This window comes from Enterobacter sp. BNK-34, assembly GCF_048684445.1.
Taxonomy (GTDB): domain Bacteria; phylum Pseudomonadota; class Gammaproteobacteria; order Enterobacterales; family Enterobacteriaceae; genus Enterobacter; species Enterobacter pseudoroggenkampii.
In genome coordinates this window covers 3,467,909-3,490,086 of sequence record NZ_JBLQUA010000001.1, presented here as the reverse complement: position 1 = coordinate 3,490,086, position 22,178 = coordinate 3,467,909, and the positions used below count along the sequence as shown (strand labels likewise).

Sequence of the window (22,178 nt, the reverse complement as noted above, 5' to 3'; positions counted from 1 at the left end):
TAGACTGTGGCTAGTTTGCTCTCCTTCGACCTCATGTTAACTAGCGTATCGCGCCATGTGACTCGCAAACTGCGCCATCAGAGCGATACATACGCACGTGTTTACTCAAGACGCATGGCTGTCCTGGCCGCTTCAGGAGTCTGGCCCGTCCAGGTCATAAATGCGCGATAGAATGAGTTAGGATCTTCGAAACCCAGCAAAAACGCGATCTCATACCCGGAAAGACGCGTATTGCGAAGATAATGACGGGCCAGGTGTTCACGACACGCGTTGACAAGGTTGCGAAAGTTTTCCCCTTCCTGCTCAAGCCTGCGCTGCAGCGTGCGTTTGCTCATTCCCAGACGCTCCGCCGCTTTTTCAATAGTCGCTTCGTTACCGGGAATAAGCTCCAGGAGTACCGCTCGTACACGATCGGCGGTTGAAGCCCGTTCATTTAACTGACCGAGACGACGCTGCAGTTCCGGTTCAAACACCTGCCACATCCCCTCATTGACCGTTAAAAAGGGTCGAAGCGCATCGGCTGCGGAAAAGCTGATGGCGGGCTGTTCTCCGTATTGCACGTCAGCACCAAAGAAACGCGAAAAGTGGCTGTTCTGAACCGATGACGGTAGCGCAGAAACGCAGATCCGTAAGGGGTTAACCGGTTCGCGAGTTCCCAGCCGCAGAAGCTTGAGCAGGAAGCCCAGTTCTGCCACCTGGAGAAACGGCGGAATAGTTGTCGCAAAAAGCCAACGCGGTGAGACGGTAAGGTTGCCGTTTTGGTCGACCGTTGTCTCCAGAACCATGGGAGCAATAAGCTGTTTATATCTGGCCAGACGCTGGACAGCCTGCATCATATTGCTGCTACACAGTGCGGCAAAAAGGGGCGGATCAAACACATCCGCAGAGATCAACTCAATGAGCGGGACGGGAAAGGCAGGATCGTTCGTTTCAGCCTCCAGCGCGTTCCAGAAGCGAATGTATTCATTCGTATCGAGTCCGCGCGCTTTTTGCAAAAAGAGATCGTCAGGTAATCCTGCCCTGCGGAGAATGCGTTCTGGCTCAAGCCCCGCGTCTTTCAGCAGCGTTTTCCAGCTTATATCGAGAGCGAAAGTACGGTTAGAAGCCATTTGCTCATTCCCGGTTGAAGGTTATGCAACGCTTAGCGTTATTGTTCATCGACGGATGAACGGGCGCTATGCAGTATGGTTGGCTGGCAGGTTACCGGGAAATTCAGTGAGTTAGCAATAAAGCAGAGCTCATGCGCGCGGTGATGAAGTGCCACAGCGCGATCGATATCATCCCCTGGGCGAAGCGTGATTTGAGGCTTCAGGACAATAGAGGTGAAACCCCCCTTTTCTCCTTCGCACATCGTTCCTTCCGCCCGGTCAATATAGGTATAAACGCTTATCCCCGCTTCCGCGCAAAGATGCAAATACCATAATTTGTGACAGGCAGAGGCTGACGCGACAAGAAGATCTTCAGGATTCCAGCATGATGCATCCCCCAGAAATGCAGGGTCTGATGAACCTGAAATCGGAGATTTATCACCCGCCGTGATGTCATAAAGACGATCGTAGGCTTTATAGGATTCCGTCCCCCGGCCTTTGTTCCCTTTCCACTCGACCTTAACCTGATAATGATGCTCACGATGGCTCATCTTGATGCTCCCGATAATGATATCCGATGGATTTTGCTGGCGATGTTTGTTCGCAATCACCTGTCTCGACGTAAGCTATCAGATGGTATACCATTATTCCATCTTTTCAGGAGAAACAGTATGCAGCTTAACGCCCTTTCGACCCCGGACGTGCTCGCCAGTGAATTAAGAAAGATGATAAACAGCGGTCGTCTGCGTGATGGAGAGAGGCTTGTTGAAAGGGATCTTGCCAGTCATTTTTCTGTCAGCCGAATCCCAATGAGAGAAGCAATCAGGCAGCTTGAACGCGATGGGCTGGTGGAAATTTTCAGGAACCGCGGCGCTGTTGTCAGAACGCTTTCTGTTGATGATCTGGATGAGATTTACTCCCTGCGTGCCTTACTGGAAGGGGAAGCCGTCTTTCAAAGCGTGAAAAACCTGAGCTCTGATACGCTGGCGAGGGCCGAACTGACGCATACGCTTCTCGCCAGAACGACTGAATTTGACATGCAGGGCACACTTAACCGGGAGTTCCACGATCTTGTCTACAGTGGGTGCAAAAACCAACGCCTGCTGAGGCTGATTAATGATACCCGCAATCAGATAGAGCGGTATGAATACCTTCAGCGAAAGCTCCTTTCCGCAACACCGGTTTTTCAGGATGACCATGCAGGTATCCTTACAGCCTGCAGGGAACGGGATGCCGGGAATGCACGAGCTGAAGTCGTGCGACATATTCTTAGTGCCGGAGAAATGCTAAAAACGTTTATCAGCCGTCGCGACGAGGGTTAAGGGGAAATCCCGTTAACACGGCTAATACCCGCTTCAACGGAGTGATGACATCATCCGTCTCCATGCCCATTTGCGCATGAATAATGGCACCGTCAATGAGCAGCATGATTTCATTGACGACGCGCTCATCCGCGATCTTCGTCAGCGACGCAATAATATTCTTTGTTTCGATTTTATGATCGCGGCATATCTCTTTTATTTCGCTTTCAATATCTTCCGATTTTGCCTCAGCGCTGGCATTAATAAATGCGCAGCCGTGGAATTCAGGCGAAATAAACCATTCGTAAAGCGTTGCCGATATAGCATCAGAAGGTATTTCACCTTCATCAAGATGTCGACGCAGCGTGGATTCAAACCAGCCAATCCATATTTCATGCCGATAGTGCAAATAGGCGAGAATAAGTAAAATTTTACTCGGAAAATGGCGATAAAACGTCACCTTGGTCACTTTCGATGCTTTAATCAGCGTATCCACGCCCGTCGCCCTGAAGCCTGTGGAATAAAACAGATCGTGCGCCGTAAGTAATATCTTATCTCTGACGCTGATTTTGGTATCGTTGCCTGCGGATTCTGTTTTCACTTTTGGGTAGCCTCAAAACGGATGTTGACAGCGTTATTTTACAGGCATAGATTACCGCATGTAGACAGACCTGTCTACATCATATAACACTGAGGTAATCGCCATGAACACACGTCCTCCTTTACCGCCCTTCACGCGTGAAAGCGCCATCGAAAAAGTCAGACTGGCAGAAGATGGCTGGAACAGCCGCGACCCGGCGAAGGTCGCGCTGGCCTATACGCTGGATACCCAATGGCGCAACCGCGCGGAGTTCGCCACTAACCGTGAAGAAGCCCGGGCGTTTCTGGAGCGGAAATGGAAAAAAGAGCTGGACTATCGTCTGATTAAAGAGCTCTGGGCATTTACGGATAACCGCATCGCGGTGCGCTATGCTTATGAATGGCATGATGATTCCGGCAATTGGTTCCGCTCTTACGGCAATGAAAACTGGGAGTTTGAGCCGGACGGACTGATGAAGCGACGCTTTGCCTGCGTAAACGATATGCCGATAAAAGAATCCGAGCGCCTGTTCCACTGGCCGCTGGGCAGACGCCCGGACGATCACCCTTCGCTGAGCGATCTTGGCTTATAGGATTTTCGCATCACTCCGGGCCGTCCCGGAGTGGTGAATTTACAATGCGCCCAGCTGTTTCATCAGCGTCAGGTTGTCCTCAATATGCCAGTTAGCCGCAATCTTGCCGTCAGCGATCTCATAGATATCCGTGGCGATAAAATCTATTTTCTGCCCCTTTCCCTTCAGCTTGCCAAATGTCCCGGTGAAGGTGCCGTGAAAATGTAAATGCGAGACCACGCGATTGCCTGAAATAATCATTTGCTCAACGTCGCAGCGTAAATCAGGCACGGCTGTACGAAACGCACGGGAGGCTAAAATAGCGCCTTCGGGACCTTGCTTACGACCTTCCGGAGGCGTTTTATCGATGAAATTCACTGCCAGCGCATCACGCGCCAGGGACTCTTCTCCCGTATTCCAGAACGTTGCATATTCTCTGGCAACGGCTTCATTCGCCCTTAATTGCGCCTGGGGCAGGCTCTTATCAACAATAAGCTGTTTCGGTGGAAGCCATTCCAGCTGCGCCGAAAATGCGGTGCCGGACAGACCGGCAAGAATAAGCATCGCCACAGCTGGACGAAAACACGTCGTATATTTCATGATATCTCTCAATAGAGTATTACATTACCCGCAGTCGATTTCCTGCGGTTCAAATCCGCGAGGATCAGTTAATTAACGCCCCGCCCTCAATATCAATGACCGACCCCGTGACAAAGGGATTATCAATGGCGAAAAGATACCCTTGCGCGATGTCCTCCGCCCTTCCCCAGGCTTTGGCTGGCAGGGTTTCCGCCGCGCCAGCGAGCATTTTTTCCCGCGCGGCGGAGTCCATGCCCGCGTACGCCTCCGTGTCGGTCAGCCCCGGGCTCACGACGTTGACGCGCAGCGGTGAAAGCTCTTTCGCCAGCACTTTTGTCGCGGCCTCAATCGCGGCATTCATCGTCGTTTTAACAATGGCGCCCGCCACGGTGCGACGCGCCACGAACCCGCTGGTGAACGTCAACGTACCGCGGGGAGCGATGTTCCCGCTGAGATAGCGGGCGACATTGATGCTTCCCCAGAATTTTGTATCAAAGGCCAGCCTTGCAGCGCGGAGATCCAGCCCGGAAAGAAGCCCTCCCGGAGCCTGTGAGCCCGCGGTAACGACAATATTATTGACCTCACCCAGCGTTTCACCGAGCGCGACAAGCTCTGCCTCACGGCTGATATCCAGCACGAGGGTGTGAACAGACGCGGCGTGAGTGCTCAGCCGCTGCCGCGCAGCGTTCAGCTTCGCGCCGTCGCGGCCCGCAAGAATAATTTCCTCGCCTCGCCCGGCAAGCAGGCTGCCCACGGCGAAACCGATGCCGGACGCGCCGCCGATAATTAAGGTTTTACGGGTCATAACGTTTCCTCCTGCAGGATGTAAATGGGGTAATCGGTATAGCCCGTCGCGGTGCCGCCAAACAGCGTGGCGGGGTCGCGCTCCTGGGCCAGAGGCAGCTGGTGCGCCAGCCGGTGGGGTAAATCCGGGTTGGCAATAAACGGTCGTCCGAAGGCAATCAAATCGGCATAGCCGGCAGCAAGGATCTTTTCCGCTTTTTCAAGGTCATAGTTACCCGCAACGATAAGGGTTCCGCTAAACGTCTCGCGAAGCGATCGACGGAACTGTTCAGGTACCTGCGGCGCATCGTCCCAGTCGGCTTCCGCCAGGTGGATGAAAGCAATACCTTTTTGCTCACACCAGGCCGCGAGCGCGAGTATGGCTTCCGTCACCTGCGGATCGTTCATCCCGCGCTGGGTAATAAACGGGGAAAGGCGAATGCCCGTACGCTCGCGGCCAATGGCCTCAGCAATGGCGCTTAACACCTCCTGAGCAAAGCGGATCCGGTTCTCCAGCGTGCCGCCGTACTCATCCGTGCGTTTATTGGATGTCTGACGCAGAAACTGGTCGATCAGATAGCCGTTTCCGCCGTGGATCTCCACGCCATCAAACCCGGCCTGGACGGCATTCAGTGCCGCCTGACGATAGTCCGCGACGATGCTGTGAATCTCCTTGCGCGAGAGCGTTCTTGGCTGCGGGCAGTCAACCATCTGGCCTTCCCCCTGTTCATTCACCACCCACACCTGCGCGTCCGGCACCAGTGCTGACGGCGCAACGGGCTGACCATCCTGATGAAAACGGGCGTGCGACATTCGCCCCACGTGCCAGAGCTGAGAAAAAATAACCCCGCCCGCCTGATGCACGGCACCCGTCGTGAGCTGCCATCCTGAAACCTGCTCCGCCGAATGGATGCCGGGTGTCCATGAGTATCCCTGGCCCTGAGGCGAGATCTGCGTGGCTTCCGTGATGATTAATCCGGCGCTGGCCCGCTGCCGGTAATACTCTGCCATCAGCGCGGAGGGAATATTGCCCGGTTGAAGGGAGCGTGCGCGGGTCATCGGCGCCATGACGATACGGTTTTTCAGGTCTTGCTGCCCCAGCCTGTAGCGTTCAAAAAGTGAGGTACGTTGCATGTTTTCATCCCTTATGGTTTGGATGAAATCACTTTACAGACGGCATCTTGTTTTGATAATTACGCTAAAAGCAGATGCACTTTTCGGAAAATATGAATAATGGGCAAACTCGAAGACATGGCATTACTGGTTGAAGTGGCCGAGGCTGGCGGTCTTTCTGCCGCCGGACGACGCCTGTCGCTTTCCCCCGCCACCATGACGGCCAGGCTGAAGGCGATTGAGGAGCGTTACCAGACCCGTCTGTTTCACCGCTCAACGCGGTCCATCACGCTGACCCGCGCCGGGGAAGAGTTTTACCATGCCGCGCTTCGCGTGCTGGAGGAGATGCATCACGCCGAGTCGTTACTGACGCAAAAAGAAGGCGTGCTCAGCGGCAACATTCGCCTTTCTGCCCCCTCGGACTTTGGCAGACAGTATCTTAGCCCCGCCGTCGTGGAATTCTCCCGACGCCATCCTGACGTTAAATTTTTCATCTCGTTAAAAGAACACGTTGAGGACCTGGTCGCTAACCGGCTGGATATGAGCGTGCGTTTCGGCAACCTGCCGGACAGCAGCCTTGTCGTCAGAAACATCCGCCCGAACCATCGAGTACTGGTCGCCTCCGGGGAGTACCTTAACGAACGCGGCATCCCCGCCACGTTTGCAGATTTGGCTCAGCATCGGTGCCTGGCACTTGAGTCTCAGGGTGTGGTGATGAACGAATGGCGCTTTGAAACCAATGGCGAAGAAAGCATTGTACGCGTAGAGCCTGCCATGGTGTGCGACGACGGAGCATTGCTTCGCCAGTGGGCGCTCAACGGGGCTGGCATCGCGGGGAAATCGTGGTGGGATGTAAAAGACGATGTTGATACAGGCAGACTCACGGTACTGTTTGCCGACAGCTTCACCGGTTTTAGTCGGTACGATCGCAAAGATGTCGGGCTGCAGTTTGTTTACCCGCAGCGCAAGCTGCAGCCGCTTCAGGTCACTGCGTTTAGCCAGTTTTTTCTCGACTGGCTAAAAAAACAATAACGCAATAAACAGTGATACACTCGCCCGATATAACTCATTATCCCGTCTTAACGGCTTATGACTACAAATATTGCTTTTTTCGACTTCGATGGAACGATAACGTTTTCCGACACCTTCACCCCGTTTATTTATCGCTCTGTTGATGAAAAAACGCTACGGCGTGGAAAGCTGCGCCTTCTTCCCTACATCCTCGCCTATAAAATCGGTGCGTTGTCGGGGTCGGTTTTACGAAAAAAAGTGGTAAGAATAGCGTTAGCTGGCAAATCAGAAGCTGAATTAAAAAAGGCCGGGCTTTTCTACAGTAAAACCGAAATTCCTGCCCTGTTGCGGGAGGATGCCATGAAGAAAATCAGCTGGCATAAGTCTCAAGGGGATACGGTGGTAGTGGTCTCAGCCTCGCTTGATTTATATCTTAAACCGTGGTGCGAGCAGAATGGTCTGGAACTCTTATGCAGTGAAGTGGCATTTTCAGGTGGAAAAGCAACCGGAAAATACAAAAAGGGTGATTGCAGCGCCCGTTTAAAAAAAACGAAGATAATTGATCATTATGATTTATCTTCCTACAACGTCATCTATGCCTATGGCGATACGAAGGAAGATTTAGACATGCTCTCGCTTGCCTCGAAAAAATTTTATCAGTGGAAAGAGATGGCCTGACCCCGCCATGACATATTAATAAAACATCAAAATAAGAGATAGCACGCATTTCGGTGACAACCTCAGGACTACTCTGGGAGCGGTTTTCAGGAGGTACAAAACATGAAAAAGCTTCTGATATGTTGTTTGTTTGGTAATACCGCAAACTCTCTCGCCAAAAAGATGCAGTCTCTGGCAGAACGTGAAGGCTATCCGCTGATGATTAGCGCTGTTGGGCTGGATAACTTCGCCAGTGTCGCTCCCGCTTTCGATGGTTTCCTCGTCGCACCGCACATTCAGTACAAACTCGATGAGATAAAAGAGACGGTGGGTAATACGCGTTCAATCGCCATTATTGAGAGCCTGCCCTATGCGTCCCTGGACGCGAAGAGGGTGTTGAATTTCGTGAAGGAACAGATGCCTGAACTGGCTGCGTGATAGATAAGGCCGCATCGGTTTTGCGGCCTCCGCTCAAAACTCATCGATACAAGGTTGACCAACCTTATTAATCGCATTGATTATCCTGGCTCTGAGTTCAATTAACGCCGCTTCTTTCTCTTCCAGCTGCTGCAGCTTGCGGCGCAGGGACGCTTGTTTTTGCTCAGCGGTAAATTTGTCGTCAATCCAGACAGCTAAAACCTCTGAGATTTCGGCTAAGGTAAAACCCAGCATTTTGGCATGCTTGATCATGTTTAAACGCTGTAAATCAACGGCGGAATAGACTTTGTAGTTATTGCTGCGATTAGGTTGCGGGATATTCTCCAATAGCCCTTGCCGCTCATAGTAACGCACCGTCTCTTTCGATAATCCCGTTTTCGCACACAGTTCACCAATTCGCATCGCGCCGCCCTCACCTTGTAAAAATCACGCTTGACCGTGTACCTAAGTGCACGGTTTATCCTGTGCGGCATACATTAGGGAAACGGGATTAAAAATATGAATTCTTTTGATTATACAGGAAAAACAGCGCTGGTTACCGGAGCGTCTTCGGGCATAGGTCGTGATTTCGCCAGGCAGCTCGCGGCCCGCGGCGTGGCCTTGATCCTGATCGCCCGCTCCGAACCAAAGCTGCAGGCGCTTGCCGCAGAGTTAGTCAGAAAGCATGGTGTATCCATCACGATTATTGTGCAGGATTTAGTGAAACCGGAAGCCATTCCCCACATTGTGGAACGGCTTGAAACCTTAAGGCGTTTTCCCGACATTCTGATCAACTGCGCCGGGTTCGCCACCTATGGGCCATTCGAAAAGCTCTCTATCGACAGGCAGCGTGATGAGATAAACGTGAACTGCCTGGCCCCTGTGGAGCTGACGCACGCCATGCTGCCGGGAATGCTCCAGAAAGGCTCGGGGGTGATTATTAACGTGGCCTCAACGGCCGCGATGCAACCGGATCCCTATATGGCGATTTATGGCGCAACCAAAGCCTTCCTGCTCTCGTTTTCGAATGCGCTGTGGGGTGAATATCGCTCAAAGGGCATCCGCGTTCTGGCGCTTTGCCCCGGCGCAACGGATACGGCCTTTTTTGATGTGGTGAATGCTGAGGAAGCCTCGGTAGGTAAAAGAATGCCCGCAGACAAGGTGGTCGCCCTGGCGCTAAAGGCCGTGGAGAGTAACCGTAGCACCCTGATTACCGGATGCGGTAACTCGCTTCTGGGGCAGCTACACCGGTTCGTGACGCGAAAGCGTCTGGTGCTCATCGTTGAAAAAATATTGCGTCCACGCTCGGCTTAAGCAAAAACGGCTCAGTTCAGTGCAAGGGAGTTGCGCTGAAATCCTCGCTTATCGCAGACAGATAGATGCCATAGTGCACGAAAAACAGTGATACACTTACCCCACCTGGTTGATCGTCCCGTCTGAAGGGCGCATGATGAACAACGGTAACCAAAGTACGAAATGGTCACTCGTTGTTAATCGTAACCTGTCACGCTAAGCTTAAATAATGACTAAAAATATGAACCCCCCATCAGCACGTGGTCCACTTGACCACGCTGTCAGAGAGCAAATCGTCGAAGCCGCTTTTGAGCACTTCGGTCACTACGGCTATGAAAAAACCACCGTCGCCGAGCTGGCTAAATCCATCGGTTTTTCTAAGTCCTACATTTATAAGTTTTTCGATTCCAAACAGGCTATCGGCGAGGTGATCTGCGCTAACCGCCTGGAGTTGATCATGGCGGCGGTGCTTTCCGCCATCAAGGATGCGCCGTCAGCAAGCGAAAAATTACGCCGTCTTTTCAAAGCGCTCACCGAAGCGGGAAGCGAGCTGTTTTTCCACGACCGTAAGCTGTACGACATTGCCGCCGTCGCCGCACGCGAGCAGTGGCCGTCGACAGAACGGTATGCAGAAAGCCTGATGAAGCTAATTGAGAGCATCATTATCGAAGGCAGGCAGGCCGGAGAGTTTGAGAGAAAAACGCCGCTGGATGAGGTCACACAGGCTATCCACATGGTGATGTGTCCTTTTATCAATCCCATCCAGCTGCAGTACAACCTCGAAATGGCCCCCACCGCGGCGGTGCTTCTCTCTTCACTGATTTTAAGAAGCCTGGCCCCCTAAATTGTGACCATTGACATTTTTGGTCACTAGTCAGAGAATGCGGATACCGTCCTGTTACGTCAAAAAGGTTTCCCATGCTCAGGCTCACTTCAGCCCGCGTTGCCGTTTGTCTCCTGCCGTTTGCCCTGGTGGCATGCGGCGATATTTCCGCGAGTGACGATCCGCGCACAAAGCCACCGCTCGTCAGATCCGCTTCCGTTGAGCTTGCGAACAATACCGCCCGCGCCTTCACGGGCGTTGTGGTCGCAAGAACGCAAAGCGATTTGGGTTTCAGGGTTCAGGGAAAAATCCTCGAGCGACTGGTTGATACGGGGCAGACCGTCAAACAGGGCCAGCCCTTACTGCGCCTGGATCCCGTTGACCTGAAATTACAGGCTCAGGCGCAGCAGCGCGCGGTAGATGCTGCCCAGGCGCGCGCGCGAAAAGCCTCCAGCGATGAAGCGCGCTATCGCGGCCTTGTGGCATCCGGCGCCGTATCTGCCTCGGAGTATGACCAGATCAAAGCGGCGGCCGATACGGCCAGAGCCGATCTCAGCGCCGCCCGGGCACAGGCCAACGTGGCGCAAAACGCCACGGGCTATGCCGTACTGCTGGCGGATTCAGACGGTGTGGTCATGGAGACGCTCGCCGAGCCGGGTCAGGTCGTCAGTGCCGGACAGGTAGTGATCAGGCTCGCCAGAGCGGGACAGCGCGAAGCGCTCGTGCAGCTTCCGGAAACGCTGCGCCCTGCCGTCGGCAGCGAGGCGCAGGCCACCCTTTATGGCAAAGAAGAAAACCCGGTCACCGCAACGCTGCGCCTGCTGTCTGACTCTGCCGATGCCGCGACCCGCACGTATGAAGCCCGCTACGTGCTGGATGGCCTGCTGGCAAACGCGCCGCTGGGGGCGACCGTCACGCTGAACATTCAGGACAATAAAGCGGAAGGTCAGGTCATGCAGGTTCCGCTGGCTTCACTCTATGATGCAGGAAAAGGTCCCGGCGTCTGGCGTATTTCCGCCCAGCCGGCAAAAGTCGCATGGACGCCCGTCAAGGTGCTGAGCGTGGGTGAAGACGCGGTGCAGGTTACGGGCGGCGTGAAGCCCGGTGAGAAAATTGTTGCGTTAGGCGCCCATCTTCTGCACGAAGGTGAGGTCGTCAGGCTTGCTAAACAACGCAATGCCGCCCTGACGGAGAACACGCCATGAGCGGAAGCCGCTTCAACCTGTCAGCGCTGGCCGTCCGCGAACGTTCCATCACGCTGTTTCTGATCGTTCTGGTCACCATTGCCGGAATTTACGCCTTCTTTGGGCTCGGACGCGCGGAAGACCCACCCTTCACGGTAAAGCAAATGACGGTGATAACCGTCTGGCCTGGCGCCACCGCGCAGGAGATCCAGGATCAGGTCGCCGAACCGCTGGAAAAGCGCCTGCAGGAGCTCAAGTGGTACGACCGTACCGAAACCTATACCCGTCCCGGCATGGCGTTTATCACGTTGTCATTGCAGGACAAGACCCCGCCCGCCGAAGTGCAGGAGGAGTTCTATCAGGCGCGTAAGAAGCTTGGAGATGAATCTCAACGTCTTCCGGCGGGCGTCATCGGCCCGATGATCAATGACGAATTCTCGGATGTCACCTTTGCCCTCTTTGCCCTGAAAGCGAAAGGCGAACCGCAGCGGCAGCTGGTACGTGATGCCGAAGGCCTGCGCCAGCAGCTTCTGCACGTTCCCGGCGTGAAAAAAGTGAACATTATCGGCGAACAGGCCGAGCGGATTTATATCTCCTTCTCCCATGACCGTCTGGCGACGATAGGGCTCTCACCCCAGGATATTTTCAATGCGCTCAACAGCCAGAACGCGTTGACCGCGGCGGGTTCCATTGAGACCCGAGGCGCGCAAATTTTTATCCGCCTGGACGGCGCGTTCGATGAACTGCAGAAAATCCGCGATACGCCTTTTGTTGCTCAGGGCAAAACGCTCAAGCTGTCCGACGTGGCAACGGTTGAGCGAGGCTACGAAGATCCCCCGACGATGCTGATACGTAATCAGCATGAACCCGCCCTTCTGCTGGGCATCGTGATGCGCGAAGGCTGGAACGGTCTGGCGCTGGGTAAAGCGCTGGATGCGGAAACGGCAAAAATCAATGATAGCCTGCCGCTTGGCATGTCCCTGACCAAAGTCACCGACCAGTCCGTGAATATTCGCTCGTCGGTCGATGAGTTTATGATCAAATTCTTCGTCGCCCTGCTTGTGGTCATGGTGGTGTGTTTTGTCAGCATGGGCTGGCGCGTGGGGGTGGTGGTTGCGGCGGCGGTCCCGCTGACGCTGGCGGTCGTCTTCGTGGTGATGGAAGCCGCGGGAATAAACTTTGACCGCGTGACATTGGGCTCCCTGATCCTCGCCCTCGGCCTGCTGGTTGACGATGCGATTATCGCTATCGAAATGATGGTGGTAAAAATGGAGGAAGGTTACGACAGAATCAAAGCCTCGGCCTTCGCCTGGAGCCATACCGCCGCGCCCATGCTGGCCGGAACCCTGGTGACGGCCATTGGCTTTATGCCGAATGGTTTTGCCCAGTCGACCGCCGGGGAATACACCAGCAATATGTTCTGGATTGTCGGCCTCGCCCTGATTGCATCGTGGTTTGTCGCGGTGGTGTTCACGCCCTATCTTGGGGTGAAGATCCTGCCGGCGATCCCCAAAGTAGAAGGCGGTCATGCCGCCATCTATAACACGCCTCGCTATAACCGTTTTCGCCAGCTGCTTGGCCGCGTTATCGCCAGGAAATGGCGGGTGGCCGGCGCTGTGGTCGCCATATTCATCCTGGCCGTGCTCGGCATGGGGCTGGTAAAAAAACAATTTTTCCCGACCTCCGATCGCCCGGAAGTGCTGGTTGAAGTGCAGATGCCCTACGGCACCTCGATAGCGCAAACCAGCGCCGCAACGGCAAAAATAGAAGCGTGGCTGGGCCAGCAGCCTGAAGCCAGAATTGTTACCGCCTATATTGGTCAGGGTTCGCCCCGCTTTTATCTGGCGATGGCGCCTGAACTGCCCGATCCGTCTTTTGCGAAAATCGTGATCCTTACAGACAGCGAGACGTCACGCGAGGCGCTCAAGCTCCGGCTGAGAGAAGCGGTCGCCAACGGCCTTGCGCCTGAAGCGCGCGTGCGGGTGACCCAGCTGGTGTTTGGCCCTTACTCGCCCTTCCCGGTTGCCTGGCGCGTGACGGGTCCGGATGTCGAACAGGTGCATGACATCGCTGATAAGGTGAAAGCCGTGCTCCAGGCAAGCCCGATGATGAGAACCGTCAACACCGACTGGGGGTCACGCGTTCCCGTATTGCATTTCACCCTCGATCAAAACCGCCTGCAGGCGACCGGCTTAACCTCCAGTGCCGTTGCCGAGCAGCTTCAGTTCCTGCTGTCAGGTGTGCCCGTCACCTCCGTGCGGGAAGATATTCGCTCGGTAGAGGTGATTGGCCGCGCGGCGGGAGATATCCGTCTTGACCCGGCAAAAATCGAGGGCTTTACCCTTGTCGGCAATGCGGGACAGCGCGTTCCGCTGTCTCAAATCGGCAAGATTGAGATTGGTATGGAAGATCCGATCCTGCGTCGTCGCGATCGCACCCCGACGATAACCGTGCGGGGAGATATCGCTAACAATCTTCAACCACCGGATGTGTCGGTCGCCATCATGAAGCAGCTCCAGCCGATTGTTAATGCGCTGCCGGCCGGATACCGTATCGACATGGCGGGTTCGATTGAGGAATCGGGCAAAGCCACGCAGGCCATGTTGCCGCTGTTCCCGATCATGATTGCCCTGACGCTGCTGATCATCATTTTGCAGGTGCGCTCAATCTCAGCGATGGTGATGGTGTTCTTAACCGCTCCGCTGGGGCTGATTGGCGTGGTGCCTGTACTGTTGATTTTCAATCAGCCGTTTGGCATCAACGCGCTGGTCGGTTTGATCGCCCTTTCCGGCATTCTAATGCGCAATACGCTGATCCTGATCGGTCAAATCGATCATAACAAGAAGGACGGTCTCGAGCCGTTCCAGGCGGTGGTTGAAGCGACGGTCCAGCGCGCGCGCCCGGTCCTGCTGACCGCCATGGCCGCCTTGCTGGCGTTCATACCCCTGACGCATTCGGTGTTCTGGGGCACGCTGGCCTGGACGCTGATCGGCGGGACGCTGGGCGGGACGATCATCACGCTCGTCTTCCTGCCCGCGATGTATGCGATATGGTTCCGGATCCGCCCTGTGGAACAACGCGTGCAGCGCCCCGCAGAAAGCGTGTAAACTACCATGAGTAGATAACGGTTTTGAGGAAAATATGGTTGTTAAGCGCTTAAGAAAAGAGGACCGCCGCGTGCAGCTGCTCGAGGTTGCACGCGGAATCGTTCGCCAGCAAGGCACGGAGGCATTGACGCTTGGCTACCTGGCCGAGCGGGCCAACGTCACCAAGCCTATCCCCTATGACCACTTTGGCGATCGTGAAGGGTTGCTGATGGCGCTGTACCAGGATTATAGCGATCGGCAGCTGGCGAAATTCCGTGAGACGCTGGCGGTCGACAGCAAAACGCTGGAAAAGACGATCCGCTTTTTCAGCGCCGCCTATATCGACTGCGCCATTACTGCCGGGCCCGAAACCGGGCCAATCGCGGCTGCGCTGTCCGGTTCCCACGCGTTGCAGACGTTTCGTGAGGCATGCGTGGCCGAATGTGCCGACTGCCTGCGTACCGCGCTTTCCCCTTTTATCGTCTTAAAAGGCGTTCAGGGGGAAGCGGTACTGACGGCCATCATTGGCGCGGCGGACGCGCTCAGCACCGCGGCGGGCAACGGCGTACTCGCCCGAAATATTGCGGAAGATATGCTCAGCGGCGCCATGACCGGCGTGCTGGAGACCTACGCGAATAGCACAAAATGATCGTCGGGGGCGGATTGACACCTAAGTTACCAATAGTAATATAGGTATCACTTCTCCCCCATTCTGAGGTCGCTATGTCTGCTATACCAGCCATTAATAACGCACTGATCGTGACGGCTCACCCTGTCGACAATTCATTATCCCATTCGCTGGCAACCCATATTGCCGGAAAATTACGCGAGCAAGGTACGCAGGTTGAAATCGCCGATCTGCATGCTGAAGGGTTTAATCCGGCCATGTCTCGCGCCGACCTTGATTTGTATCACGGCGATCCGAGCGCCCTTCCCGACGATATTCTGCGCGAGCAGCAGCGCGTCGAGCGAGCGGATATGCTGGTGTTTGTCTTCCCCGTGTACTGGTGGTCGGTCCCCGCGCTGTTGAAAGGCTGGTTCGATCGCGTATTAACCCTGAACTGGGCGTATAAGGTGGCCGACGACGGACGGATTGTGGGCAACTTACGGGATGTTCCCGTCCGCCTGATTGCCACTGGCGGCAGCGATCTCACCGGATTTGATAAACACGGCTATTCGAAGGCGATTCAAACGCAGATTATCGAAGGTGTATTTGGCTTCTGCGGGTTGAAGAACGTCAAGCTCGATATCCTTTACCAGGCAGATACGGCGACGCCTGAGCAGGTTGAGGAATTCCTGAAAGGGCTCGGCAGTATTCAATAATATCATCCCGGCGCAACGCTAACGTTGCACCTACTGATGTTGGTGTATTGAAGAGAATCTCTCACCAGCGCTATAACTGTACGCGATAGTTACGCTAACAGCGAAATAAACAAAGGTCATTGCATGTATCAGTCAGTTCAGCCAACAACCACGCTCACCACCGGAACCTTCGGCGGCGTGAGTGTATCTGTAGCAAACGGCTGACAAACAGAACCTCAATCCCCGCCACTCTGGACGGGGAAATATCTCTCCGTTCACCACCCTCTGAATGGAGAAATAAAATGGTTTCGTCTGACAATGCACTCCTGGTTATCGACATGCAGCAGGGCCTCTTCCGGGGCCCGGTTTCCCCCTGTTCCGCCGATGCCGTTCTGGAAAATATCCGTTTGTTAATCACCCACGCGCGACGCGCGCAGGTGCCCCTCTTTTTTGCCCGCCATATTGGACCAGACGACTCCCCGCTCTCAGAGAAGGGTCCGTTAACACAGCTGATACCCGAGCTGGACGTGAAGGAGCAGGATGTTGTTTTCACCAAGCGCTATCCCTGCTGTTTTAGGGATACGGTATTGCTACAAGAACTTAATCAGCGAGGTGTCAAACAGCTGGTCATTGCCGGGATGAAAACAGAGTTTTGCGTTGATACGACCTGTCGGGCCGCACCGGAGCTGGGGTTCAGGACGGTATTGATTTCTGATGCGCATACCACAATGGATAATGACTATTTATCCGCCAGCGACATTATTGCCCATCACAACAGCACTCTGGCAGGTCCGTTCGTGACACTGTCGACTGCCCGCGACTGGCATTTTAATAGGGCGAGTTGAGTTGGCGGGTTCGTCTCTCTCTCTTCCCCGGTGCGCCTTTGCGCGCCGGGAACATGAGAGCACAATTACAGGGTAAAACCACCGTCACCCACCTGTGCCTGGGCGTACCATTTCATCAGCTCCGCGCTACCAGGTGCGTTCTCAGCCGGTGACCATGGGGCGGTATCGTGCTCAGGAACGGGCTGGTAGCCACCGTGTTTTACCTCAAAAATAACGCCGCCCTTATCCAGCGACAGCACGGCATGCCAGGTACCGGCATCCATCTCCAGCACTTTGCAGTCTTCACCTAACACCACGCGCTGGGTCACGTTACCGCTGTCATCAAAATTCAACACCAGAAAGCGACCGCTCAGCGCCGTCAGCAGTTCAAACGTGTGCGGGTGGCGATGGGGGCGAACATAGGTACCGGGTTCCATCGCGATGGCCAGGCGCTGCACCGGGTCGCTCAGCTCAGGGTGTAAATTGCGATGGGCGCGTAAGCGAGGAGAATTTGCAGCCTGCTCGCTTTGTTGCTGCAGGTCACTGAAAGTAATTTGTTTCATATACACCTTTGTGAATGGGGTCATCTGACGGCAACCCGATTGCCGCAAGACGTTATACCATCCTGAACGGTTGATGGGCGATGGCATTTGTGAAACAAATCGCTGCATGGATAAGCTTTCATATCCCCCGGCAGGAGGATCATCAGTAGAACTGACATGAAAATCGCCATCCCCCTTCTGATGACCGGTGAAAGTAACCGATACCATTATCCGCCCACATCCAGTTTACTTTTTCTTCCGACCCAACCTGAAAAACAAAATTGTCGATTCCCACACCGTGTTGTATCTCAGCAGGAAATCCCCCGACCTTGGTTCCCCTGTAGCGGTTAAAGTCCTCAAAAAAACTATCGCAGGCCTGCTCATCATCATTTATGCAAGAGAGATCAATAATGTCCCAGGCATCTTCCCATCCAGGTGCATCGTCAATGACACTCAGCCATTGAACAGGAAACGCGCGATACGGCGTGTCCAATTCAGGCAATAACTGAAGCCCTTCAAGGGTGGCATACTCGCGGATTAACCATCCTTCACCGTGCGGTTCGTCAAAGGGATGTTGTTCCAAATTGTGGAATAACACCAGAAGGGCTATCCCCTTTAACTGGTCGGGAATAACAGGAAGCTCGTCGACCCGAATCTGAAGAAGCGGAAACATCGGCTTGCCCTTCCAGGTGGGTAATCCTTCATCTGCAAGAGAAACGCCCTTTAGAAACCAGGATGTCATGGGATCTTCAGACGGCCGGAACCCACCTACCTGCGCGACCGATGCGGGTCTTAGTTTGGTCCGGAGTTCTTCTAAAACTGATGCACTCTCGAATTTCATGTTTGCTCGCTTTGCAGACTCTTTCTGCGTAGAAGTTTTACCACTCATTGTAAGGTAATCATCAGGCTCTAAGACATGCATAGGATATGCAACCCTATGTTGAGTAAAACTCACATTGATTCCCACTATTTATCGTTTTTCAAAAGTGACGCCCCTGAAATACCATCCATTCATCCCTGGGATAGAAAAAATAAATAATACCAAGCCTGTATGGAGCACCTATGACACTCGATGTTTTATTCCATGTAATGAACATTATCTCGCCTCATAAATTTAGCGCCCAAGCAAATGTGCATGAGTTGATAACGTTACTTTCAACAGAAAAAGAAAGCTCAGAAGCGCTTTCACCTTTCATCCACCGACTGCACCTCCTCTCTTTCGCCCAAAGCAATCCGGGCAACGCCGAAGAGTTGCTCTCAGCGCATTTACCAAAAGAGGATGGGATCCTTCCGCTGCTTGACTTTGCGCAGTGGCCAAAGGTGCATTACGCCGCGTCAGGCGAAGCTCAGACGCGTGAATCCGAGGAGTATTTCCGTGCCATGACCTCGGCTGCCAATCTGTTACGCACTGCGCTGATCGATGCTGAACGTGCAAAAGGGACGCCTGCGCTTTATATTCTCGATAAATTACTTAACCTGAACAGCGCCCTGCCGGAAAGATATAAAAAGATGGCGAATATTCCCTACGCATAAATACGTTCATTATGCGGGATACCCCATAATAAATATTCCGCTATTTATTAAACCCGCTTTTCATTGTAATCAAGACAGACGATATCCAAAGAAGGCACCACCGGCACGTTAAGGTTAAGCCACGCCAGCAGCCGTTCAATACTCTGTCCTCTGAGCGAATTTTTGGGCCAGACAAGGTAGTAACCGTCCCCTGTTGCTATCGCCTCCCTGAAAGGCAGCGCGAGCAGGCCGCTTTTCAGCGCGTCGAGCGTGAGCCGGAGATCGGCCATCGCCACGCCGTGTCCGTGCATGGCCGCAAGGCTCCCCTGCTCCAGGGTGTCGAACACGATTCCGCCGCTCATGTCGAGGCCGGGGAATAAGCCCGTCCTTTTCAGCCAGCGCTTCCAGTCCCGTTTGTCCGGCGACGGATGAATAAGATCGCAATCTGGAAGCGTATGCCGGGCAGACTCCAGCAAAGACGGAGTACAAACGGGAATAAGCCATTCGCTGAACAGCAGCCTGCTTTCTGTTGACTCGCCGAAATAGCCGTTACCGAGGAGGATCGCACAATCGTAAGGCTCACGACTGAAATCAACGGTATCGAAGTCCATCCAGACGCTGGCAATTTCGATTTTGGGCTTCGCGTGGTTCTCGCGGAAGGATTTAAGCACATCCAGAAGCCATCGCATCGTCAGCGAGCTGGGTGCTTTAAGGCGCAGAAGGTGGTTTTCACTTTTGAATGCACGACAGGCCCACTCAATATTCGAGAAACTTTCGCTAAGCTGCCCGGCCAGAATACGTCCGGCATCGCTGACCTCCACTCTCGGCCCCTGTCGTTTAAACAGCTCGCAGTCGAACCACATTTCCAGCGTCTGGACATGCCTGCTGACCGCCCCCGGCGTGATATGGAGTGTTTCAGCCGCTTTGCTGAAGGAGTTCAGCCGTGCGGCAACTTCGAACGCGCGCAGCGCATACAGTGGCGGTAAAGACATACATTCCCTTTTTGTAAGGTGTAATCATGCAGTTTATGTATTATCGGCACACGGTGACGTTTCATCCCATTTCTCAGCCGGAAACGCCAGCAGCAATTCCCTCAGCAGGGACTCAAGCTGCGCGTGCTGCGCATCAGACAAGTTGCTCAGCAGCGCATTTTGCGTCTGAGTGTGCACGATCAGCGCCTGTTCGATACGCTCCTGCCCGTGCGGTGTCAGGCTTACGAGCGTGCTGCGCTTGTCATCCGGATCGGCAATTCGCCTGATAAGACCTTGCTTTTCGAGATGGCTGAGCCGGTTCGTCATCGCCCCTGAGGTGATCAACAGCGATTTATACAGCTGTGTGGGGGAAAGGCAGTACGGCTCACCGGCGCGGCGCAGCGTGGCGAGCACGTCAAACTCGCCCTCGCGAAAACCAAACTGCGCCATCGCCTCCGCCCATTCTTTTCCCAGATGCTTCATCAGCCGGAGCATTCGGCCAAAAATTTTCATCGATGAGGCGTCCAGTTCCGGCATGGCACGGTTCCACTGGCCGACAACGAAGTCTACATGGTCTTTCATTTTCACCCCTGATGGCGTGGGTATTTATCCTGTTGTGCGGTACATCTTACGCAAAAACACATTTTATCTTAACGTTAAGATAAATGCTTGTGGCAATTTGCCCGGCCATTCACAACCGAAAAGGATCTCCTGTTGAAACGCACATCGCCTTTACTCTTCGCCGCTATCGCTTTTATCGTCGGGCTGAACCTGCGCCCCATTCTGGCCTCTGTCGGACCGTTGTTTTCCGTGCTGCAGCGCGAAGCGGGGCTGACCGCGACGCAATTTAGCCTGCTGACCACCCTGCCGGTCGCGATGATGGGACTGGCTGCCCTGTGTGGCCCCTGGCTTTTAGCCAGAGTCGGTGCCGTACGGGGAATTATGCTCGGGCTCTTCATCCTGCTTATGGCCTGTTTATTACGCGGTTTTAGCGCCTCACCGGAGAGTCTTATGGGCACCGCGTTACTGGGCGGGGCCAGTATCGGCATGATCCAGGCCTTAATGCCTGCCCTGATAAAAAAGGAATATACGCAAACGGCCAGCACGGTAATGTCGCTATTCAGCACGGGCATTATGGCCGGTGCGGCAGTCGCCGCCGCCAGCGCCGAGCCGTTGTTTTCATGGCTGACGCTGAAGCCCGCGCTGGCAATGGCCGGGCTGTTAGCGCTGCTGGCGCTGATACTGTGGTTAACCCTGGTTAAGCATCCTCAGGGGGAAAAAACAGCACCCGAAACCGTTACGCTCTCCTCCTCCCGTACGGCACTGCTGTTGCTCTTTTTCGGCGTGGGAACGGGAGCCTATACGCTGGTATTGGCCTGGCTGCCCCCGCTTTATATTCAGGCGGGATGGTCCGCACGCAGCAGCGGCTACATGCTGGCCTGGCTGACGTTAACCGAGGTTGTCGCAGGGTTTGCCGTCTCCGCGCTGATCGGTAAATTCCCCGACCGTCGCGTGCCGCTGATCGCCGTATTGTTGCTGCTGCTGGCGGGACTCCTGTGTCTGGTCTTTGCGCCGGGTACAACGCCGGTATTATCCACGTTGCTGCTTGGGACCGGGATCGGCGCCCTCTTCCCGCTGTCGCTCATCGTTACGTTCGATCATGCGCGAACGCCCGCGCAGGCCGGGAAGTTACTATCAAAAGTTCAGGGAGGTGGATACATGATCGCCGCGCTCATGCCGTTAATTGCGGGGATCGTTCGCGACAGTTCGGTCTCTCTGACCAGCGCATGGCTGATCATGAGTGCGGGAGTCGTGCTGCTGATCGTCATCGCGTTGAATTTTAAACCCGTCGTGGGCGTGCAGGCACGATGAATGCGATACCAGAATTGAGAGTCGTATTTCAGCCAGTCGTAATATAAATTCAGGGTGAATTTCACCTCACGCAGGAGTAGATATGTCGCAGACGTTAGCGGGAATGGATGTCTTGTTTGTCGCCGGGTTCGGGCCCATTTCTCGGGATACGGAGTCCAGCACCGCGTTTTATGTCCAGACACTCGGCCTTCCGCTGAAGCCGATGGAAGGGAATACCGATTATCTGCTCACTGAAGAGGGCCAGCTGGCAGGCGTGAAGCATTTTGCCGTCTGGCCGCTCGCACAGGCGGCTATGTCATGTTTTGGAGAAGAACAGTGGCCCGCAGAGCACCCGATACCGCAGGGATGGGTTGAATACGAAGTACAGGATCTCGATTCTGCTACCCGTATTCTGAGTGAAAAAGGCTATCGGTTATTGGTGGCTAACCGTATGGAACCGTGGGGGCAAACCGTCACTCGCCTGCTCAGCCCGGAAGGCTTGCTTACCGGGCTGACGATTACGCCGTGGCTGCGGGGGTAATGTCTTATAGCGCGAAGCAGACTTGCATAAGGGCAATGTCTGCTTTGAGCGCGCGTGGACCAGGCAATGAACCGCTAAATTTAGCGGTTTTTTCTTAATATTAAATAAGCTCTCACCTGTTTTTGATCCATCCGGATTATCTATAAAAA

Annotated in this window: 26 protein-coding genes; 15 read left to right on the top strand and 11 right to left on the bottom strand. The window is 54.3% G+C overall.

Annotated features, from left to right (window positions below; all coding sequences use genetic code 11):
• Nucleotides 1-101: 101 nt before the first annotated feature.
• A complete protein-coding gene (locus ACMGG5_RS17185) occupies nt 102-1,109 on the bottom strand; it encodes an AraC family transcriptional regulator (RefSeq protein WP_225283314.1) in 1,008 nt (335 codons plus the stop codon).
• A gap of 38 nt (nt 1,110-1,147) precedes the next feature.
• Nucleotides 1,148-1,639 (bottom strand): OsmC family protein, encoded by a 492-nt coding sequence (locus ACMGG5_RS17180; RefSeq protein ID WP_420278239.1) that lies wholly within the window; start codon nt 1,637-1,639, stop codon nt 1,148-1,150.
• Nucleotides 1,640-1,759: 120 nt separating this feature from the next.
• Here ACMGG5_RS17180 and ACMGG5_RS17175 point away from each other — a divergent pair, with 120 nt between their 5' ends.
• Nucleotides 1,760-2,410: a GntR family transcriptional regulator gene (locus tag ACMGG5_RS17175; RefSeq protein ID WP_024908354.1), complete on the top strand. Its 651-nt coding sequence runs from the start codon at nt 1,760-1,762 to the stop codon at nt 2,408-2,410.
• On the opposite strand, the gene ACMGG5_RS17170 is transcribed toward ACMGG5_RS17175, so the two are convergent.
• Nucleotides 2,388-2,990 carry a TetR/AcrR family transcriptional regulator gene (locus ACMGG5_RS17170; RefSeq protein ID WP_420278238.1) on the bottom strand — a complete coding sequence of 201 codons (603 nt, stop codon included), beginning with the start codon at nt 2,988-2,990 and terminating at the stop codon, nt 2,388-2,390. The two genes, ACMGG5_RS17175 and ACMGG5_RS17170, sit on opposite strands and share 23 nt — an antisense overlap.
• Before the next feature lie 103 nt (nt 2,991-3,093).
• On the opposite strand from ACMGG5_RS17170, the gene ACMGG5_RS17165 reads away from it, so the two are divergent.
• Nucleotides 3,094-3,561 carry a DUF1348 family protein gene (locus ACMGG5_RS17165; protein ID WP_032645324.1) on the top strand — a complete coding sequence of 156 codons (468 nt, stop codon included), beginning with the start codon at nt 3,094-3,096 and terminating at the stop codon, nt 3,559-3,561.
• 39 nt (nt 3,562-3,600) lie between these two features.
• On the opposite strand, the gene ACMGG5_RS17160 is transcribed toward ACMGG5_RS17165, so the two are convergent.
• From ACMGG5_RS17160 to ACMGG5_RS17150, 3 genes are all read right to left on the bottom strand, one after another.
• Nucleotides 3,601-4,140, bottom strand: coding sequence for an ester cyclase (locus ACMGG5_RS17160; RefSeq protein ID WP_032647031.1), 540 nt, complete (start codon nt 4,138-4,140; stop codon nt 3,601-3,603).
• A 64-nt stretch (nt 4,141-4,204) separates the two neighbouring features.
• Nucleotides 4,205-4,924, bottom strand: coding sequence for an SDR family oxidoreductase (locus tag ACMGG5_RS17155; RefSeq protein ID WP_420278237.1), 720 nt, complete (start codon nt 4,922-4,924; stop codon nt 4,205-4,207).
• Nucleotides 4,921-6,036, bottom strand: a complete 1,116-nt coding sequence (locus tag ACMGG5_RS17150; RefSeq protein WP_420278236.1) for an alkene reductase — start codon at nt 6,034-6,036, stop codon at nt 4,921-4,923. Before ACMGG5_RS17150 ends, ACMGG5_RS17155 begins: the two co-directional genes overlap by 4 nt.
• Before the next feature lie 99 nt (nt 6,037-6,135).
• Between ACMGG5_RS17150 and ACMGG5_RS17145 the strand changes: the two genes are divergently transcribed.
• The 3 genes from ACMGG5_RS17145 to ACMGG5_RS17135 all read left to right on the top strand — a co-directional run bounded on the left by ACMGG5_RS17145 (nt 6,136) and on the right by ACMGG5_RS17135 (nt 8,121).
• A complete protein-coding gene (locus tag ACMGG5_RS17145) occupies nt 6,136-7,047 on the top strand; it encodes a LysR family transcriptional regulator (protein WP_248164380.1) in 912 nt (303 codons plus the stop codon).
• A gap of 57 nt (nt 7,048-7,104) precedes the next feature.
• Complete coding sequence (locus tag ACMGG5_RS17140; protein ID WP_032647022.1) at nt 7,105-7,704, top strand: HAD-IB family phosphatase; 600 nt, start codon at nt 7,105-7,107, stop codon at nt 7,702-7,704.
• A 102-nt stretch (nt 7,705-7,806) separates the two neighbouring features.
• Complete coding sequence (locus ACMGG5_RS17135; RefSeq protein ID WP_024908011.1) at nt 7,807-8,121, top strand: PTS sugar transporter subunit IIB; 315 nt, start codon at nt 7,807-7,809, stop codon at nt 8,119-8,121.
• Nucleotides 8,122-8,154: 33 nt separating this feature from the next.
• Here ACMGG5_RS17135 and ACMGG5_RS17130 read toward each other — a convergent pair whose 3' ends face one another.
• A complete protein-coding gene (locus ACMGG5_RS17130) occupies nt 8,155-8,523 on the bottom strand; it encodes a MerR family transcriptional regulator (protein WP_024908012.1) in 369 nt (122 codons plus the stop codon).
• Nucleotides 8,524-8,619: 96 nt separating this feature from the next.
• Between ACMGG5_RS17130 and ACMGG5_RS17125 the strand changes: the two genes are divergently transcribed.
• The 7 genes from ACMGG5_RS17125 (at nt 8,620) to ACMGG5_RS17095 (ending at nt 16,633) form a co-directional block, all read left to right on the top strand.
• A complete protein-coding gene (locus ACMGG5_RS17125) occupies nt 8,620-9,414 on the top strand; it encodes an SDR family NAD(P)-dependent oxidoreductase (RefSeq protein ID WP_420278235.1) in 795 nt (264 codons plus the stop codon).
• A gap of 208 nt (nt 9,415-9,622) precedes the next feature.
• On the top strand, nt 9,623-10,237 hold the full coding sequence (locus tag ACMGG5_RS17120) for a TetR/AcrR family transcriptional regulator (RefSeq protein ID WP_024908014.1): 615 nt from the start codon (nt 9,623-9,625) through the stop codon (nt 10,235-10,237).
• Between the two features lie 74 nt (nt 10,238-10,311).
• Nucleotides 10,312-11,421, top strand: a complete 1,110-nt coding sequence (locus ACMGG5_RS17115; protein WP_032647017.1) for an efflux RND transporter periplasmic adaptor subunit — start codon at nt 10,312-10,314, stop codon at nt 11,419-11,421.
• Nucleotides 11,418-14,507: an efflux RND transporter permease subunit gene (locus ACMGG5_RS17110; RefSeq protein ID WP_420278234.1), complete on the top strand. Its 3,090-nt coding sequence runs from the start codon at nt 11,418-11,420 to the stop codon at nt 14,505-14,507. Before ACMGG5_RS17115 ends, ACMGG5_RS17110 begins: the two co-directional genes overlap by 4 nt.
• A gap of 34 nt (nt 14,508-14,541) precedes the next feature.
• Nucleotides 14,542-15,135: a TetR/AcrR family transcriptional regulator gene (locus tag ACMGG5_RS17105; RefSeq protein ID WP_024908017.1), complete on the top strand. Its 594-nt coding sequence runs from the start codon at nt 14,542-14,544 to the stop codon at nt 15,133-15,135.
• Nucleotides 15,136-15,209: 74 nt separating this feature from the next.
• Nucleotides 15,210-15,809 (top strand): NAD(P)H-dependent oxidoreductase, encoded by a 600-nt coding sequence (locus ACMGG5_RS17100; RefSeq protein WP_420278233.1) that lies wholly within the window; start codon nt 15,210-15,212, stop codon nt 15,807-15,809.
• Between the two features lie 281 nt (nt 15,810-16,090).
• Nucleotides 16,091-16,633, top strand: a complete 543-nt coding sequence (locus tag ACMGG5_RS17095; RefSeq protein WP_420278232.1) for a cysteine hydrolase family protein — start codon at nt 16,091-16,093, stop codon at nt 16,631-16,633.
• A 65-nt stretch (nt 16,634-16,698) separates the two neighbouring features.
• On the opposite strand, the gene ACMGG5_RS17090 is transcribed toward ACMGG5_RS17095, so the two are convergent.
• Both ACMGG5_RS17090 and ACMGG5_RS17085 read right to left on the bottom strand, forming a co-directional pair.
• Nucleotides 16,699-17,175: a WbuC family cupin fold metalloprotein gene (locus tag ACMGG5_RS17090; RefSeq protein WP_014883727.1), complete on the bottom strand. Its 477-nt coding sequence runs from the start codon at nt 17,173-17,175 to the stop codon at nt 16,699-16,701.
• A 142-nt stretch (nt 17,176-17,317) separates the two neighbouring features.
• The gene (locus ACMGG5_RS17085; RefSeq protein WP_420278231.1) at nt 17,318-18,043 is read right to left on the bottom strand and encodes a DUF1963 domain-containing protein; all 726 of its coding nucleotides are present in this window, start codon (nt 18,041-18,043) and stop codon (nt 17,318-17,320) included.
• Nucleotides 18,044-18,216: 173 nt separating this feature from the next.
• Here ACMGG5_RS17085 and ACMGG5_RS17080 point away from each other — a divergent pair, with 173 nt between their 5' ends.
• Nucleotides 18,217-18,687 (top strand): hypothetical protein, encoded by a 471-nt coding sequence (locus ACMGG5_RS17080; protein WP_024908022.1) that lies wholly within the window; start codon nt 18,217-18,219, stop codon nt 18,685-18,687.
• A 47-nt stretch (nt 18,688-18,734) separates the two neighbouring features.
• On the opposite strand, the gene ACMGG5_RS17075 is transcribed toward ACMGG5_RS17080, so the two are convergent.
• Together ACMGG5_RS17075 and ACMGG5_RS17070 are read right to left on the bottom strand one after the other, a co-directional pair.
• The gene (locus tag ACMGG5_RS17075; RefSeq protein WP_420278230.1) at nt 18,735-19,658 is read right to left on the bottom strand and encodes a LysR substrate-binding domain-containing protein; all 924 of its coding nucleotides are present in this window, start codon (nt 19,656-19,658) and stop codon (nt 18,735-18,737) included.
• 33 nt (nt 19,659-19,691) lie between these two features.
• Nucleotides 19,692-20,219: a MarR family winged helix-turn-helix transcriptional regulator gene (locus tag ACMGG5_RS17070; RefSeq protein WP_420278229.1), complete on the bottom strand. Its 528-nt coding sequence runs from the start codon at nt 20,217-20,219 to the stop codon at nt 19,692-19,694.
• 132 nt (nt 20,220-20,351) lie between these two features.
• On the opposite strand from ACMGG5_RS17070, the gene ACMGG5_RS17065 reads away from it, so the two are divergent.
• Nucleotides 20,352-21,509, top strand: coding sequence for an MFS transporter (locus tag ACMGG5_RS17065; RefSeq protein WP_420278228.1), 1,158 nt, complete (start codon nt 20,352-20,354; stop codon nt 21,507-21,509).
• Nucleotides 21,510-21,591: 82 nt separating this feature from the next.
• On the top strand, nt 21,592-22,029 hold the full coding sequence (locus tag ACMGG5_RS17060) for a VOC family protein (protein ID WP_148769415.1): 438 nt from the start codon (nt 21,592-21,594) through the stop codon (nt 22,027-22,029).
• Nucleotides 22,030-22,178 lie beyond the last annotated feature (149 nt).